The organism is Kitasatospora sp. McL0602, from assembly GCF_052076145.1.
Taxonomy (GTDB): domain Bacteria; phylum Actinomycetota; class Actinomycetes; order Streptomycetales; family Streptomycetaceae; genus Kitasatospora.
This window is the reverse complement of the sequence record NZ_CP197246.1, coordinates 1,474,135-1,491,156: the sequence shown is the minus strand read 5'-3', so window position 1 is coordinate 1,491,156 and position 17,022 is coordinate 1,474,135. Positions and strand designations below refer to the sequence as shown.

General features: G+C 73.4%; 8 protein-coding genes. 4 read left to right on the top strand and 4 right to left on the bottom strand.

Annotated features, from left to right (window positions below):
• Positions 1-3 precede the first annotated feature (3 nt).
• Positions 4-9,123 carry an amino acid adenylation domain-containing protein gene (locus ACR68M_RS06915; protein ID WP_441249545.1) on the top strand — a complete coding sequence of 3,040 codons (9,120 nt, stop codon included), beginning with the start codon at positions 4-6 and terminating at the stop codon, positions 9,121-9,123.
• Positions 9,120-10,382 (top strand): serine hydrolase domain-containing protein, encoded by a 1,263-nt coding sequence (locus tag ACR68M_RS06910; protein ID WP_441249544.1) that lies wholly within the window; start codon positions 9,120-9,122, stop codon positions 10,380-10,382. The genes ACR68M_RS06915 and ACR68M_RS06910 overlap by 4 nt, the downstream gene beginning before the upstream one ends.
• Positions 10,383-10,398: 16 nt before the next feature.
• Here ACR68M_RS06910 and ACR68M_RS06905 read toward each other — a convergent pair whose 3' ends face one another.
• Together ACR68M_RS06905 and ACR68M_RS06900 are read right to left on the bottom strand one after the other, a co-directional pair.
• On the bottom strand, positions 10,399-11,040 hold the full coding sequence (locus ACR68M_RS06905) for a response regulator (protein WP_441249543.1): 642 nt from the start codon (positions 11,038-11,040) through the stop codon (positions 10,399-10,401).
• Positions 11,031-12,188 carry a sensor histidine kinase gene (locus tag ACR68M_RS06900; RefSeq protein WP_441249542.1) on the bottom strand — a complete coding sequence of 386 codons (1,158 nt, stop codon included), beginning with the start codon at positions 12,186-12,188 and terminating at the stop codon, positions 11,031-11,033. Before ACR68M_RS06900 ends, ACR68M_RS06905 begins: the two co-directional genes overlap by 10 nt.
• A gap of 188 nt (positions 12,189-12,376) precedes the next feature.
• Here ACR68M_RS06900 and ACR68M_RS06895 point away from each other — a divergent pair, with 188 nt between their 5' ends.
• Positions 12,377-13,018 carry an ATP-binding cassette domain-containing protein gene (locus ACR68M_RS06895; protein ID WP_441249541.1) on the top strand — a complete coding sequence of 214 codons (642 nt, stop codon included), beginning with the start codon at positions 12,377-12,379 and terminating at the stop codon, positions 13,016-13,018.
• Here ACR68M_RS06895 and ACR68M_RS06890 read toward each other — a convergent pair.
• Together ACR68M_RS06890 and gntD are read right to left on the bottom strand one after the other, a co-directional pair.
• Positions 13,008-13,925 carry an ArsR/SmtB family transcription factor gene (locus ACR68M_RS06890; protein ID WP_441249540.1) on the bottom strand — a complete coding sequence of 306 codons (918 nt, stop codon included), beginning with the start codon at positions 13,923-13,925 and terminating at the stop codon, positions 13,008-13,010. The genes ACR68M_RS06895 and ACR68M_RS06890 overlap by 11 nt on opposite strands.
• A 246-nt stretch (positions 13,926-14,171) precedes the next feature.
• The gene (gntD, locus tag ACR68M_RS06885; protein WP_441249539.1) at positions 14,172-15,200 is read right to left on the bottom strand and encodes a guanitoxin biosynthesis L-enduracididine beta-hydroxylase GntD; all 1,029 of its coding nucleotides are present in this window, start codon (positions 15,198-15,200) and stop codon (positions 14,172-14,174) included.
• Positions 15,201-15,523: 323 nt separating this feature from the next.
• Here gntD and ACR68M_RS06880 point away from each other — a divergent pair, with 323 nt between their 5' ends.
• The gene (locus ACR68M_RS06880) at positions 15,524-17,020 is read left to right on the top strand and encodes a glycosyltransferase family 39 protein (protein ID WP_441249538.1); all 1,497 of its coding nucleotides are present in this window, start codon (positions 15,524-15,526) and stop codon (positions 17,018-17,020) included.
• Positions 17,021-17,022 lie beyond the last annotated feature (2 nt).

The window sequence follows — 17,022 nt, the reverse complement described above, 5'->3', positions numbered from 1 at the left end:
CAGATGACCCAGTCCGACGAGAAGTTCGCGTCCGTACCGGCACACCTCCGGGCGGAGCTGCTGCGCCGCCTGGCCGGCGAGTCCGCGCCCGTGGACCAGCCGATCCCCACCGCCCCCCGCGGCGCCCTGCCGCCGATGTCCTCGGCGCAGGAACGGCTCTGGTTCCTGGCCGAGCTGGAGCCGGACAGCGCCGAGTACAACGCGCTGCGCGCGCTGCGGCTGCGCGGCGAGCTCGACACCACCGCGCTCGGCGCCGCACTCGACCAGGTCGTGCACCGGCACGAGACGCTGCGCACCACCTTCGACGCGGTCGACGGCCGGGGTGTCCAGGTCGTGCACGAGCCCGCCGACCGGCCGCTGCCGACCGTCGACGTGTCGGGGCCCGACGCCGCGCTCACGGTCGAGCGCTTCCTCGCGGCGGAGCTGAACACCCCCTTCGACCTGCGCCGGGGCCCGCTGCTGCGGGCCACCCTGCTGCGCGTCGGCGCCCACGAGCACGTGCTCGTGCTGGCCATGCACCACATCGTCTGCGACGGCTGGTCGACCGGCCAGCTGCTCGGCGAGCTGGCCGCCGCCTACGACGCGGCCGTCGGCGGCGTCGCGGCCGACCTGCCGCCGCTGCCCCTGCAGTACGCCGACTTCGCCGTCTGGGAGCGCGAGCAAGCCGCCACCCTCGACGAGCACCTCGGCTACTGGCGCGACCGGCTCGCCGGGATGCGCACGGCCGACCTGCCCACCGACCGGCCCCGGCCGGCCGTCCGGACGCCCGCGGGCGCGACCCTGCCGCTGGAGATCCCCGCCGACGTGCTGGGCCGGCTGCGGGAGCTGAGCCGTGGGCGCGACGCGACGCTGTTCATGGCCCTGGTCACCGCCACGAAGGTGCTGCTGGCCCGGTACTGCGGCGAACCCGACGTGGCGGTCGGCACCGTCACCCTCGGCCGCCCGAGGCCCGAGCTGGAGAACCTGATCGGCTTCTTCATCAACACCGTGGTGCTGCGCTCCCAGGTGGAGGAGTCGCTGTCCTTCACCGAGCTGCTCGGCCGGGTGCGCACCGGCCTGCTCGACGCCTTCGCCCACGACGACGTGCCCTTCCAGCGCCTCGTCGACACCCTGCGGCTCGACCGGGACGCCTCCCGGCCGCCGCTGGTGCAGGTGATGGTCAACCTGCAGAACATGGCCGACACGCTGCCGGCTTTCCACGGGCTGGACGTCACCGAGATCCAGCCGCCGGTCGACGTCGCGAAGCTGGACCTCACCTTCGACTTCTACGAGGACGCCTCCTCGCTCGTCTGCTACCTCGAGTACAGCACCGACCTGTTCGACCGGGCGACCGTCGAGCGGCTCGGCGGCCACCTCGTCACCCTGCTGCGCGCGGTGACCGACCGGCCCGAGGCGCCGCTCGCCGGGCTGTCCATGCTCCCGGCCGACGAGCTGCGCACGCTCACCGCCGACTGGCAGTCCCCGCCCGTCGCCGCGCCGGACGCGCGGACCCTGCACCGGATCTTCGACGAGCAGGCGGCCCGGACACCCGACTCCGTCGCGGTGAGCGACAGCAGCCGGCGGCTCACCTTCGCCGAGCTGGCCGAGCGCTCCAACCGGCTCGCGCACCACCTGGTCGCGGCCGGTGTCCGGCCGGGCGTGCTGACCGGCGTCTGCCTCGACCGGGGCGTGGACGCGATGGTCGCGCTGCTGGCCGTGCTCAAGGCCGGTGGCGCGTTCGTGCCGCTGGACCCCGAGCACCCCGAACAGCGGCTGGCGATGCTGCTCGGCGACGCCGCCGCCCCGGTGCTGATAACCGACTCGGCGGCGGTGGGCGAGGGTGACTGGGTCACGATCCGGCTCGACACCGACCAGGACGCGATCGCCCGCCACCCCGCCACGCCGCCCGTCACGGCCGCCGGGCCGGACGACCTCGCGTACGTCGTCTACACCTCCGGCTCGACCGGCCGCCCCAAGGGCGTGATGGTCAGCCACCGCAACGCGACCCACATGATGCACGCCTGGGACGACCGCTACGGCCTGACCGGGCTGGCCGGCCGCTCCCTGTCGGTGTCCAGCCTCGCCGTCGACCTCTTCCTCGGCGACTTCCTGATGTCCGCGATGTACGGCGGCGAGATGGTGATCTGCCCGGCCGAGGTGATCGCCGACCCGCCCGCGCTCGCCGCGCTGATCACCGAGACCCGGCCCCAACTGCTGGTGACCACCCCGTCGCTGGCCAAGGCCGTCGCCCAGGAGCTGTCCTGGACGGGCAGCCGGGCGGACTCGCTGCGCGTCCTCGCCGTCGGCTCGGAGGCGTGGCTGGCCGACGACGCGGCCGCCACCCTGGAGGTGCTCCCGCCCGAGGCCGTCGTCACCAACAACTACGGCGCCACCGAGACCACCGTGGACTCCACGACGTACCAGCTGCGGGCCGGCGAGCCGGTCGGCACGGCGGTGGTGCCGATCGGGCGGCCGCTGAGCAACACCCGCACGTACGTGCTCGACCACCGGCTGCGCCCCGTCCCGGTCGGCGTGCCCGGCGAGATCTGCATCGGCGGCGGCGGCGTCGCGCAGGGCTACTGGAACCGGCCCGAGCTCACCGCCCAGCGCTTCATCGACGACCCGTTCAGCGACGGGCGGCTCTACCGCACCGGCGACATCGGCCGCCTGCGGCCCGACGGGAACCTGGAGTACCTGGGCCGCGCGGACGACCAGGTCAAGATCCGCGGCTTCCGGGTGGAGCTCGGCGAGGTCGAGGCCGCCCTGCTGCGCCACCCCGGCATCACGGCGGCCGCCGCCGCGGTGCGGCCCGACCAGGCGGGCCGCGACCGGCTGGTCGGCTACCTGGTCGCGGACGGCGCCGCGCCCACCCTCACCGAGCTGCGCGCCTTCCTCGCCGGGATCGTGCCCGACCCGGCCATCCCCTCCGCGCTCGTTGTCCTCGACGGGCTGCCGATGACCCCGAGCGGCACGCTCGACCGCAAGGCGCTCCCGGCGGCCACCGACCACGCCACCCGGGACCACGTACCGCCGCGCAACGGCACCGAGGCCGAGCTCGCGGCGATCTGGGCCGAGGTGCTGGGCCTCCAGCCCGGCACGGTCGGCGTCACCGACAACTTCTTCGAGCTCGGCGGCGACTCGATCGTCGGCCTTCAGGTGGTGTCGAAGGCCCGGCGGGCCGGCCTGCGGCTGACCGCCAAGCAGATCTTCCTGCACCAGACCGTCGCCGACCTGGCCGCCGTCGTCCGGACGGAGGAGCAGGCGGCGCCGCAGCCGGCCACCAGCGCGGTCGGCGAGGTGCCGCTCACCCCGGTGCAGCGCTGGTACTTCGAGCAGTACCCGGAGGGCGCCCGGCACTTCAACCAGTCGATGTTCGTCGAGCTCGCGCCCGGCACCGACCCGGCCGCCCTGCGCACGGCGGTGACGGCGCTGCTCGACCACCACGACGCGCTGCGGCTGCGCGCCGTCCGCACCGACGGCGCCTGGCGCCAGCACTGTGCGACCGCCGAGACGGGCGAGCCGCTGCGCCGGGTCGACCTGGCCGGCCTCGACCCGGCCGCCCGCGAGCAGGCCGTCCGCGAGGCGGTCACGGCCGCCCAGACCGGCTTCCGACTCGACGCCGGGCCGCTGCTCGGCGCGGTGCTCCTCACCGGCGCGCCCGAGCCCGACCGGCTGTTCCTCACGGTGCACCACCTCGTCGTCGACGGGGTCACCTGGCGGGTGCTGCTCTCCGACCTGGAGCTCGCCTACGGGCAGGCGGCGCAGGGCCTGCGAGTCGGCCTGCCGGAGAAGTCCACCGGCTTCCGGGAGTGGTCGCAGCGGCTGACCGAGGCGGCCGGAGCCGGTCGCTTCGACGGCGAGCGGCCTTACTGGCAGGCCGTCGAGGCCGCCTCCGCCGCCTGCCCGCCGCTGCCGGTCGACCGCACGGCGCCGGACACGCTCGTGGACGCCCGCACCGTCGAGGCCGGTCTCGACGCCGAGCTGACCCGCGCACTGCTGCGGGACGTCCCGGCGGCGTACCGCACCCAGGTCAACGACGTGCTGCTGACCGCGCTCGCGGCGGCGCTGGCCGACTGGACCGGCGGCGACGCCGTCGCGGTCGAGCTGGAGGGCCACGGCCGGGAGAACCTCTTCGACGACATCGACCTGTCCCGCACGGCGGGCTGGTTCACCACGCTCTTCCCGGTCGTGCTGCCCGTGCCGGGCGAAGACTGGGGCACCCGGCTCAAGGCCGTCAAGGAGACCCTGCGCGCCGTCCCCGAGGCCGGCATCGGCTACGGCGCCCTGCGCTACCTGACCGACGGCGCCGGGCTGGGCGGCGGCCGCTGCCGGATCGGCTTCAACTACCACGGCCACTTCGACGTGGCCACCGGCGACGGCCTGCTGCGCGGCTGGCAGCCGAGCCCGGCCCCCGACCGCAGCGCCGACCTGGCCCGCCCGAACCTCCTGGAAGTCACCGGGATGGTCCGCGAGGGCCGACTCGAGTTCTCCTGGGAGTACTCGGCCGCGCTGCACGACGAGGCGACGATCGCGGCCCTCGCGGCCCGGTTCACCGGCGCGCTCGCCGAGATCGTGGCGCACTGCGCCCAGGCCGGCGGCTGCACCCCGTCCGACTTCCCGCTCGCCGGGCTCGACCAGGCCGGTGTCGACCGGATCGCCGGGGACGGCCGCACGGTCGAGGACGTCTACCCGCTCACGCCGATGCAGAGCGGCCTGCTCTTCCACTCGCTCGACGCGCACGAGGACGACATCTACTTCACCCACCTCGGGCTCGTCCTCGACGGCGTCACCGACCCCGCCCTGCTGGCCGAGGCGTGGCAGCGGGTCGTCGACCGCACGCCCGTGCTGCGCACCGCGATCGCCGAGGCCGAGAGCGGCCGACCCCTCCAGGTGGTCCACCGGGACGCGACCGTGCCGGTCGTCGTCGAGGACTGGTCGGAGCTGACCGAGGCTCAGCAGCAGGAGCGCATCCGCCTGCTGGCCGAGACCCCGGGCGAACCGCTCGACCTCGCCCGGCCACCGCTGCTGCGGCTGCACCTGGCCCGGCTCGGCGCGTCCACCGTCCACCTGCGCTGCTCCTCGCACCACCTGCTGCTCGACGGCTGGAGCTTCGCCGACGTGCTCGGCGAGGTCTTCGCGGAGCACGCCGCGCTCAGCGGGCGCCAGACCGCCGCGCCGCGCCCGCGCCGGCCGTTCCGCGAGTACGTGCGCTGGCTCGGCGAGCAGGACACCGCCGCCGCGCAGGAGTACTGGACCGGCCTGCTGGCCGGGTTCTCCGGCCCCACCGCGCTGTCCTTCGACCGGGTGCCGATGCGCTCGCACCAGTCCCGCGACACCGGCCACCTCGACCTCGTGCTCACGGCGGCGGAGACCGCTCGGCTGGAGGGCTTCGCCCGGGAGGCCAGAGTCACCGTCAACACCCTGATCCAGGGCGCCTGGGCGCTGCTGCTGTCCCGTTACAGCGGCGACCGGCAGGTCTGCTTCGGCACCACGGTCGGCGGCCGGCCCGCCGACCTGCCGGGCTCGGACGACATGGTCGGCCTGTTCATCAACACCCTGCCCGCCCGGCTGACCGTCTCGCCCGGCAGCGACCTGCGCGCCTGGCTTCGCGAGATCCAGGAGCAGCAGGTCGACGGCCGCCAGTACGAGTACGTCTCGCTCGCCCAGGTGCGGCACTGGGCCGCCGTCCCGGCGGGCACCGACCTCTTCGACAGCTGCGTGGTCTTCGAGAACTTCCCGTACGACGAGCACGCCGCCGAGCGCCACGGGCTGGGGGTGCGGTCGCTGGCGGGCCTGGAGACGTCGAACTTCCCGCTCACCTGCGTGGCGCACCTGGTGGACGGGCTTCACATGCGGCTCGGCTACGACCCGCGTCTCTTCGACGACGCCACTGCGGCTCGCTTCGCCGACCATCTGCTCGGCCTCCTGGACGCGATGGTGGCGCCGCCCGGCACCACCCTGCGGGACCTGCCGCTGGTCCGTGGCGCCGAGCTCGACCGGCTGGTCGTGGAGTTCAACGGCACCCCGTCCGGCTACCCCGAGCGGTGCCTGCACGAGCTCTTCGCGGAGGTCGCGCGCGAGCACCCGGACCGGCCCGCGATCGTGGCCGGCGACACCCGGCTCACGTACGCCGAGCTGGACGCCCGCGCCGACCGGCTGGCCCACGAGCTGGCCGGGCGGGGTGTCGGCCCGGAGGTGCCGGTGGGGATCTGCCTGCCGGGCGGCGCCGAGATGATCACCGCCATGATCGCCGTCCTCAAGGCGGGCGGCGCCTACGTGCCGATCGACCCCGGGTACCCGGCGGAGCGCCTGGCCTTCCTGATCGGCGACTCGGCCGTGCCGGTGATGCTGACCAGCGCCGCGCTCGCGCCCGGTCTGCCGCCGACCGGCGCCGAGACCCTGCTGGTCGACGACCTGCGGCCGGGGCCGATCGCCGGGCCACCGCTCTCGCGCACCACGCCGGACAACGTCGCCGTGCTCGTCTACACCTCCGGCTCGACCGGCGCGCCCAAGGCGAGCATGGTCACCCACCGTGGCCTCGTCCGCCTCGTGCGCGCCAAGGGTGAGCACACCTTCGGCGATGCGACCCGGCTCGTCCAGCACATGTCGATCTCGTTCGACGCCGCGCAGAACGAGCTGTGGCAGGCGCTGCTGAGCGGCGCGTGCCTGGCTGTGGCGCCCGGCGACTTCCACTCGGTCGACGAACTCGAGAAGTTCCTGGCCGAGCACGAGGTGGAGGCCATCTCGTTCGCGGCGGGCTTCTTCCACGCCGTCGCCGACACCGACCCGGGCATCCTCGCGGGGCTGCGCAGGGTCGTGGTCGGCGGCGAGGCGCTGTCCGCAGCGCACTGCGCACGCGTGCTCGACCGGCTGCCCGACCTGGAGATCATCAACGAGTACGGGCCGACCGAGTGCTCGGTGACCTCGACCTGCTTCCCGGTCGAGCGCGGCGGGCCGCCCGGACGGACCGTCTCGATCGGCCGGCCCACCGCTGACGCCCGGGTCTACCTGCTCGACCAGGACCTCCAGGTGGTGCCGGTGGGCGTGACCGGGGAGGCGTACCTCGCCGGGGACGGCGTGTGCCGTGGCTACCGGGACCGGCCCGCGCTGACCGCCGAGCGCTTCCTCCCGGACCTGTTCGGCGCGCCCGGCGCCCGGATGTACCGCTCCGGCGACCTGATGCGCTGGCGCCCGGACGGCACGCTCGAGTTCGTCGGCCGCAGCGACGACCAGGTGAAGCTGCGCGGCTACCGCATCGAGCTCGGGGAGATCGAGCAGGCGCTCGCCCGGCACCCGGACGTGGCGGGGGCGGCCGTCGTCGTCCGCGAGGACCAGCCGGGCCGCCGACGCCTGGTCGGGTACGTCGTCTCCGAGCAGGACCCGGCCGAGCTGACCTCGTACCTGGCCGCCCGGCTGCCCGAGTACATGGTCCCGGCCGCGTTCGTCCGGCTGGACGGGATACCGCTCACCGCGCACGGCAAGGTCGACCGCCGCGCCCTGCCGGAGCCCACGGCCTCGGCCGTCGGCCGCGCCCGGGTGGAGCCCCGCACCGAGGACGAGCGCACGATGGCCGCGATCTGGGCGGAGGTGCTCGGCGTGGAGCGGGTCGGGGTGACCGACGACTTCTTCGACCTCGGCGGCGACTCGATCCTCAGCATCCAGGTCGTCTTCAAGAGCCGCCGGGCGGGGCTGCAGGTCTCCTCCAGCGACCTGTTCCGGCACTCCACCGTCGAGCAGCTCGTCGCCGCGGCCGGCCAGGACCGCCGGATCGCCGCCACCCAGGAGGCCGAGACCGGTGAGCTGCCGCTCACTCCCATCCAGCACGACTTCTTCGCGCGCAACACGACGGCCCCGCAGCACTTCGCCCAGTCGATCCACGTCGAACTCGCGGCCGGCGCCGACGAGGCGGCGCTGCGCGCCGCGCTCGCGGCGGTCGTCGGGCACCACGACGCGCTGCGGATGCGGTTCACCCGCGACGAGCAGGGCGGCTGGTCGCAGCACAACGCCGCCGCCGAGACCGGCGAGCTGATCGAGCGCCACGACCTCTCGGGGCTGCCCGACGAGGAGCTGCCCCCGGTGATGCACCGGCTCGCCGCGGCCGCCGACCGGGGCTTCGACCTGGCGGCCGGCCCGCTGCTGCGGGCCGTCCTGTTCGACCTCGGGCCGGACCGGCGGGCGCACCTGCACCTGACGGTGCACCACCTGGTGATCGACGCGGTGTCCTGGCGGGTCATCAACCACGACCTGGACCTCGCGTACCGGCAGGCTCTCGACGGCGAGGCGGTCGACCTCGGCGCCAAGACCTCCTCCTTCCGGCAGTGGGCCACCCGGCTCGCGGCGCACACGGCCGACGGCGGCTTCGCCGACCAGACCGCGCACTGGGAGGCGGTGCCCGAGCCGACGCCGCTGCCCACCGACGGCCCCGGCCCGAACGTGGTGTCCTCCCGGCGGATCATGCCGGTCCGGCTGGAGCGGGACGAGACCGCGGCGCTGCTGCACGTCGCGCCCGGCCGGTTCCGGGCCCGGGTCAGCGACGTGCTGCTCGCCGCGCTGGGCTGGACGATGTGCCGCTGGTCCGGCGACGACCGGCTGGTGATCGAGATGGAGGGCCACGGACGCGAGGAGATCTTCGACGACGTCGACCTGTCCCGCACCGTCGGCTGGTTCACCAGCTCCTACCCCGTCGCGCTGGAGGTGCCCGGACGGACGGACGCCGAGGCCGACTGGCCCGCCGTGGTGCGGTCGGTGCGCCGCAGCCTGCGCGCCGTCCCCGGCAACGGGCTCGGCTACGGCGCGCTGCGCCACCTCGCCGGGGCCGGCACGCCGCTCGCGGAGCACGCGCCCCCGGCGGTGATGTTCAACTACCACAGCCAGACCGAGGAGATCACCCAGATCGCCGACCGTTCGCTGTTCCACGCCTTCCACGACCCGATCGGCGAGGAGCAGGACGACCGCGAGCGGGTGGTGCAGGCGCTGGAGGTGGTCGGCGCGGTCGAGGGCGGCCGGCTCGGCTTCGACCTCTACTACTCGGTCGACCTGCACGAGCCCGGGACGATCGAGCGGGTCGGCGCCGAACTCGTGGCGGCGCTGCGGTCGATCGCCCGCCTGTGCGACCCGGCCCTCGGTGCGGAGGACGCCCGGTGAACGAGCTGCTCACGGAACTCGCGCTCCGGCACGGCGTGCCCGGCGCCCAGCTGGCGATCTGGCGCGACGGCCGCCTCCTCACCACGGAGACCGGTGAGGAGGCGGCCGGATCGGGCCGGCCGGTGACGGCCGCGACGGCCTTCCCGCTCGGGTCGCTCACCAAGCCGTTCACCGCCACGCTCGCGGCCCTGCTGGTCGCCGACGGCGAAGTCGGCCTGGACGAGCCCCTGTCGGAGCAGCTGGGCGAGCTGCGCGCCGGCCCGGAGTTCACGCTCCGGCAGGCGCTCAGCCACACCGCCGGCCTGGCGGCCAACACCGCCGAGCTGCCGCCCGGCACCACCCGCGCCCGCTGGCTCGCCCGCCACGCCGCCGAGCTGGCCGTGCACGAGCCGGGCACGGTCTTCTCCTACTCCAACCCGGGCTACCTGATCGCGGGCCGCCTGGTCGAGGAGATCACCGGGCTGGGTTGGGCGGAGGCCGTGGACGCGATGCTGCTGCGCCCGCTGGGGCACGACGCCGCGGCGCCGACCGCGCTGGGCCATCTCGTCCGCCCGGACGTCCGGCCCTGGCCGATCCAGGAGCAGTCCGTACCGCCGCTGGAGGACCCGGCCGCGGGCTTGCGGGTCAGTGCCCGCGACCTCGCCGTGTTCGGGGCCGCGCACCTGGGCCTCGGCCCGGGGGCGGCCCTGCTCGACGCCGGGATGGCGCGGTCGATGCGCGAGGACGCCACGGCGGGGTTCGCCGTGGACGCCTTCGGGCTGGCGGCCGGCTGGGGCGCCGGCTGGTCGCGGTACGGGGCCTGGTTCGGCCACGACGGCACCGGCGACGGCGCCTGGAGCCACCTGCGCGCGGACCCGTCGACCGGGACGGTGGTGGCGCTGACCGCCAACGGCAGCACCGGCGCGCGCCTGTGGGAGTCGCTGGTCGGGCGGCTGGGCGAGACCGGCCTGGTGATCGGCGACCACCCCCGGGACATGAGCGACACTGCGGCGGCACCGGCGCCGCCGCAGTGCGCGGGGCACTACGTGAACGGCGGCTGGGAGTGCCGGGTCGAGGCCGACGGCGACGGACTCCTGCTGTCGGTCGCCGGGGCGGAGCCCGTCCGGCTGCTGGTCGCCGAGGACCTCTCCTTCCGTACGCCTTCGGACGGCGGCCCGCGCGCGGCGATGCCCTACCTCGGGCGGTTCCTGCGCGACCCGGCGACCGGCGGCGTCGACCGGGTGCAGATCACCGGGCGGCTCTGTGTCCGGCAGGGGTAGCGCCCGGCGGAGGCCGTCAGGACGCTTCCAGGTAGGTCAGTACGGCGCGGACCCGCCGGTGGCCGGCGTCGGTCTCGGTGAGCTCGAACTTCGCGAAGATGTTCCCGATGTGCTTGTGCACGGCGTTGTCGGTGATCGAGAGCTTCCTGGCCAGTGTGGCGTTGTCGTGTCCCTCCGCCATCAGTGCCAGGACCTCCCGCTCCCGCCGGGTGAGCGTGCACAGCGGCTGCGTCCGCCGGGCGAGCAGCTGCGTCACCACGTCCGGGTCGAGCGCCGTGCCGCCGGTGGCGACCCGGTCGAGGGCGGCCAGGAACTCGTCGACCCGGCTGATGCGGTCCTTGAGCAGGTAGCCGACGCCGCCGCCGGAGCTGGAGAGCAGCTCGGAGGCGTACGTCTGCTCCACGTACTGGGACAGGACGAGGACCGGCAGGCCGGGGTGGACCCGCCGGGCCTCGATCGCGGCCCGGATGCCCTCGTCGCGGAACCGGGGCGGCAGCCGCACGTCGACGATGGTGACGGCCGGGCGGTGCCGGTCCACGGCGGCCAGGAACCCCTCGGCGTCGCCGGCGACCTCGGCCACCTCGTACCCGGAGCTGGTCAGCAGCAGCTCCAGGCCGGTCGCGAGCAGGACGTTGTCCTCGGCGATGACTACCCGCACGGCAGCTCCACGGTGATCGTGGTGGGGCCGCCCGCCGGGCTGACGATCGTGACGCTGCCGTCGAGCGCCTGCGCGCGGCCACGGAGACCGGCCAGCCCGCTGCCGCCGTTCTCCCGGGCGCCGCCCACGCCGTTGTCGGTGACGACGACCGTCAGCACGTCCGCGACGCGCCGCACTCTCAGCTCCACCTCGGTGGCCCGGCTGTGTTTGGCGACGTTCGTCAGCGCCTCGGTGACCACGAAGTAGGCGACCACCTCGATGGCGGCCGGGATCCGGTGCAGCTCGCCGATGTCGAGCGAGACCGGCACGCCGCCCCGGGCGGCGACGGTGCGCAGGGCCTCGCGCAGGCCCCGGTCGGCGAGGATCGGCGGGTAGATGCCGCGGAGCACCTCGCGCAGCTCGACCATCGCCTCCTCGTTGACGTCGGTCGCCTCGGCCAGCATCCGGTCGACGGTGGCCAGGTCGTGGTCGAGGCACCGCCGGGCCACCGCGAGCCGGATGGCCACGGCCACCAGCCGGGCCTGGGTGCCGTCGTGCAGGTCGCGCTCGATCCGCCGGAGCTCGGCGCCGTGCGCCTCCAGCGCGTCACTGCGGGTGCGGGTGAGCGTGGCCACCCGGTCGGCGAGCTGCTGGGCGCGCGAGCAGGCGAGCACGGCGAGCGTCAGGCGGGCGTAGGTCGTGGCGAGCGCGGGCAGTGCCAGACAGCCGACGGCGAGCAGGATGCTCCCCACCGACGGGCCGGTGACCGCTCCGTGCCAGCCGGCCACCGGGATGTCCAGCACCGTCTCGGGGCTGTCCCGGGCCGGAACCGCCCACCACAGCGGCAGCGTCACCAGGAGCAGCAACGCGTTGCCGACGCAGAGGAACGCAGTGATCCCACCGGCGAGACCGACCGTGACGTGCAGGGCGAGCCAGGACAGATGACGGGGGAGGGCGATGCTCTGCGCGTGGACCGGGCGGCCCAGCAGCCGACCGGCTCGCTGCCGGTGCCACTCGGCCCAGGCCTGACGGATGCTCGGGTGACTGAGCAGCAGGAACGACGGCAGGCTCATGGTCGCGGTGCCGAACTGTCCGAGCAGGTAGGCCGAGGCCCGCACCAGCGACGCCCAGGCCCGGACGGCCGGAGCACACCGGGCCGCAAGGCGCACTACAGCAGGCTGTAGTTCTTTCCCTGTGGCAGGGGGTATGGGCGCAGCAACGCCGGAGGCCATAACATGCTGATCAGGCCGAGTGGCAGAAACCGGAGATGGATGATAAAAGCCCACCTCCGCCGGAGCGGAACGGGGACGGCGGACCGTTGGCACAACCTACCTCCCGAGCGTTGAGAGAGATCACCATGACTGACCAGTGTCCGGCTCTGCAGTTGTTGCACGTCGGCACGATCGGAGCCGGGGGCATCGAGTCCGGACATGTGATCGAGAACGTCACTTTCGCGTGCGAGAGCGGCACTTGGACAGCGTTGGCCGGGCCGGCCGCCGAGGACCGGACCAGCATCCTGCGGTGCGCCGCGGGTCTGGACGAGGTGACGGTGGGCGAGGTCCGTCTCGCCGAGGGCCTCCGGCTCGCGCACGTCGGCCTTCGGCCGGCGGCGGAGCAGCTGGCGGCGGTCGGCACGCTCGCCTCGGTGCTCGGCCGGCTGCCGGCCGGGGCGGCGGAGCTGCTGCGTGAGGCACTGCACCGGCTCGGCCTCTGGGAGGAGCGGGACACTCCCGTGGCCGACCTGACGGAGAGCCGGCAACGCCTGGCGGCGGTTGCGGTCGCGGTCGCCGACGGCCCCGACGTGCTGCTCGCCGACGACCTCACCGGCGGGCTTCCGCCCGACACCGCGGCGGCGGTCCTGGACTTGCTGCGCGACCTGGTGGACGGGCAGGGGCTGTGCGTCGTGGCCTCGGCCCAGGGCCTGGCCTCGCTGGAACGGGCCGACGCGGTGGTGCTGCTCGCCGACGGCCGCGTGGTCGAGACACGGGTCATGCCCTAGAGCTGCGAAGCCCCGGGCTGCCCCACAGCTCACCCGCCTGCGGGTTGGTCGGGCCGCCCAGGAAGCTGGTGAGCTCGCTGGGCAGCTCCCGCTGCAGGAGCGCCAGGCCCAGCGGCGTGAGGGTGTGCATGGCGGTCGTACGGTTGCGCAGGGTCGTGATCAGACCCGCCTCGCGCAGTACGGTGGCCTGCTTGCTGGCGCCGGAGAGGGAGATGCCGAGCCGGTCGGACAGATCGCCGGTGGTGCCGCTCTCGGACAGTGCGCGCAGGGCGGCCGCCCGGGTGGCTCCGACGAGGGCGGCCAGCGCCCGGTCGCCCTCGACCTCCGAGTCCTCCGGGGCCGATTCCAGGTCGTTGAGATCCAGCGGCACGGAGAAGACGAGTGCGGGCACGCCGGACTGCCGCTCGGAGCGTACGAGCACGCAGGTCTTGGCGGGGAGGAAGAGCGAGGGGCTCAGGATCAGGCCGCGCCCGTCGAGTCTGATGTCGAGGTCGACGTTGGACGCGATGCGCAGCTCCGACTGCTCCCAGGTCACCTTGGGGTGCAGGCCCGCGAGCAGGAACTCGATGCCGTTCGTGATGGCCATCCGGCCGCGCACGTCACGCTCGATCTCCAGACGGGCCTGCATCCGCGACCAGTAGGGCAGGATGCCCGCGCAGCAGAACATGACGACCAGTTGGGCGAGGCTGCGAGCACGGGCCCGTACGGCGGGCGGCACCGACTCGGACTCGGCCCCGCCCCGCTCCAGCAGCCACAGAAGATCGGGGAGCACCCGGTACTCGGACACCACCTTGTCCACGGCGGGCAGATCGTCGCCGAGCCGCTCGCGGACCATCTTGTGCCAGCTGACACCGCCGCGAGCCCGGTCGCGGCCGAAGCGGTGGAGTGCGAAGACCGCTTCGGCCATTGGCCCCAAGGTATGGACCATTCTTAACCGTTGAATGTCCTCGCTGGTTACGCGAATGCGTAACACTAGCCACCCCCGTGTCACACCCGAACCGCTTCCTGCACGAGCAGAAGACTAAGGGCGTATCGGCGGAAATGGCAAGATCGGGCTCGTACTTGTCGGGTTGCCCCCGACATACCGGATGCCCTTGTTCCCTTAGTGAAGCGAACTGGTGGGTAGGGTGGGCGGGGCGGGCGGAAACGATCTTCAGTAGATCACCCGCGACTCCGCCGACAGCCGCGTGTGGCGGGACTTCCGCAGGTCACGGGCGATGTTCAGGCGGCGGAGCCAGCGGTCCGTCCCGTCAAAACGCGCCTGGAAGGGCTTACGGCCGTGAACTACCCGGTAATTGTCGATGAATACGATATCGCCGGGCGTCAGAGCCACTCCGCCCATCGCGCCGTCCAGGGCCTTCCCGATCTCGTCGAGGGCCTGCTGCTCGTATTCCCCCTGTACACCCTGCATGTAATAGGGATCCACCCGTACGTATGGATCCTTCGGCGAGCCGAAGAGAACCGCGACCGGTTCGGGGGAGTCCAGAGCGCGCTCCACCCGCTCGGCACTGAGCCTCCTCAGCTCGGCCACCTCCGGGTCCTCCAGGCCGCCCGCGACCTGGTTCTGCGGGCGGTGCGAGTCGTCCGGCAGGATCCTGAAACGCTCCTCCGCCAGGGCCGCGCGCGTCGCGTCGTCGAGGTGGACGTCGGCGATGTCGGCGAAGGTCGTCTCGACCTCGTCGGGGTTGCGCAGGCACATGAGACCCAGGTAGTCGGTGCGCAGGGGGTGGAAGGCGTCCTCGGTGTGCCAGGAGAGCGTCTCGGCGCTGCCCCAGCCGATCTGGCCGTACTCGTGGGCACGGATCGGGAAGATGTCGTGCATGATCCGCCCGTCCTGCTGGGTGGCCCAGCCGATCGGCTCGCCGAGCAGGCAGCTGATCAGCAGGAACGGGATGTCGAGGCGCAGCGTCGCGTCGGGCGCGGCCTTGTCGCGCCAGTCCGGCGGGGTCGGGCCGAGCGCCGCGTCCTCGACGGGCAGGCCGGACACGACCAGCACGCCCGACGGCTCGGTCAGCTTGAAGTCGACCAGTGCGGTCCGTAGTTCGCGGGGCAACTCGTGCGCGAAGACCTGGGCGGCCTGGTGCAGGGCCGGGTCCTCGATGGACGAGAAGCGTCCGGCGACCTCCGCGGTGATCTTCTCGATCGCGACGATGTCCTCGTCGCGCAACTGCAGTCTCAGCATCTTCTTCCTCCGTTGTCGGTGGGCGCGCCCTCGACGACCGCCCACGATGCTTCCGCGACGGGGTGGTTCCCGCCACGAAGTTGACCCGTGGATGAAAAACCGAGGCCAGCCCCACGGCCTGCGCAATGTCGGCACGGCTCAAGTTCGTTGAGGACTGAGGTGCGCGCGTCGATATTGGAGCGCTGAGTCGTGTCCGGCACCGGGCACGGAAGACGAGCCACGACGGCAGGGAGTCCCTTATGGCTTTCGCGACAGCGACCGTTTCCTCGGAACAAGAGGCGTCCACGCCGCCGGAGGGGTTGACCCCGGTGCCATGGCGGCCGGTGTCCCTGATCGCCGCCGCGATGACGCTGTTCCTGCTGGTGCTGGCCACCCGGCACGGCTACCACGTGGACGAGCTCTACACCCGGGTGGCGAGCCGTCATCTCGCCTGGGGCTACGTCGACCAGCCGCCGCTCGTCGCGCTCGTCGCCAAGGTCGAGATGGCGGTGTTCGGGGACAACGTCTTCGGCTTCCGCGTCGCGCCGGCGCTGATGGCCGCCGTCGCCGTGCTGCTCGCCCCGCTGATCTCCCGGGAGCTGGGCGGCGGCCGCCGGGCGCAGATCCTCGCGGCGTCCATGGCGTTCGCCTCGGGCCTGGTCATGTACACCGGCCACATCATGGGCACGAACAACTGGGACGAGCTGTCCTGGATCATGGCGTCCTGGCTGCTGATCCGAATGGTCCGCACCGGCGACACCCGCCTCTGGTGGGCGATCGGCGTCGTGGTCGGCGTCGGCCTGACCGCCAAGTACCTGCTGGTGCTGCTGCTCCTCTGCCTCGGGGCCGGTCTGCTGGTGTTCGGGCCGCGCTCGGTCTTCCGGACGTGGCGCTTCCCGGCCGCCGTCGGCGTGGCCGCGGTCATCGCCTCGCCGGTGCTGATCTGGCAGCTGACGCACGGCATGCCGCAGCTGGAGATGAGCTCCGCGCTGTCCAAGGCCCTGGCGACGCTGTCCCGCAGCACCTTCATCCCGATGCAGCTCCTGCTCATCGGCTTCTTCCTGAACCCGGTGTGGATCGCCGGGCTGGTCGCGCTGCTGCGCCGCCCCGAGTGGCGCGCCTACCGGTTCGTCGGCTGGTCGTACCCGCTGATGGTGGTCGTGCTGCTGGTCATCGGCGGCCAGGGCGCCTACACGACGGCGCTGCAGTACGTGCTGCTCGCCGCCGGGGCCGTGGTCGTCGACCGGTGGGCGCGCAACGGCAGGCGGCTCGGGGTGCTCGGCGGGCTGACCGCGCTCAACGCGGTGAGCTGCGCCGTCCTGCTGCTGCCGACGCTCCCGATCAACACGTACGCGAACACCCCCGTCCTCAAGGACCTGGCCATCGTCCAGTTCGACCAGGCGGGTTGGCCCGAGCTGACCCGTCAGGTGGGCGCCGTCTACCACTCGCTGCCGGCGGAGGAGCAGGCGCACACCGTCATCTACGGCAACCACTACGGCCAGGCCGGCGCGCTCGACAAGTGGGGGCCCCAGGACGGGCTGCCGGCCGCCTACAGCGGCCACAACTCGTACGCCGACTTCGGCGTGCCCGGCGAGGACAAGACGACCGTGATCACCATCGGCGTCGACCCGAAGCAGTTCGGCGCGCTCTTCCAGTCCTGCGAGGAGCGCGGCGAGTACAAGAACGACCTGCCGGTGTCTGACAACGGCCAGAAGTTCATGGTGTGCCGTGGGCCGGTGAAGCCCTGGCCGCAGCTGTGGGAGCAGCTGCGCTGGATCGGCTTCCAGTGCCCGTACACGGCCAAGGCGATCACGGCCACCAGCACCGGAGAGTGCGACTGATC

What these genes read in the sequence shown, in the direction of transcription:
- ACR68M_RS06915 (WP_441249545.1), top strand. Translation starts at nt 4, where the DNA reads ATGACCCAGTCCGACGAGAAGTTCGCGTCCGTACCGGCACACCTCCGG.
- ACR68M_RS06895 (WP_441249541.1), top strand. Translation starts at nt 12,377, where the DNA reads ATGACTGACCAGTGTCCGGCTCTGCAGTTGTTGCACGTCGGCACGATC.
- ACR68M_RS06890 (WP_441249540.1), bottom strand. Translation starts at nt 13,925, where the DNA reads ATGGCCGAAGCGGTCTTCGCACTCCACCGCTTCGGCCGCGACCGGGCT.
- gntD (WP_441249539.1), bottom strand. Translation starts at nt 15,200, where the DNA reads ATGCTGAGACTGCAGTTGCGCGACGAGGACATCGTCGCGATCGAGAAG.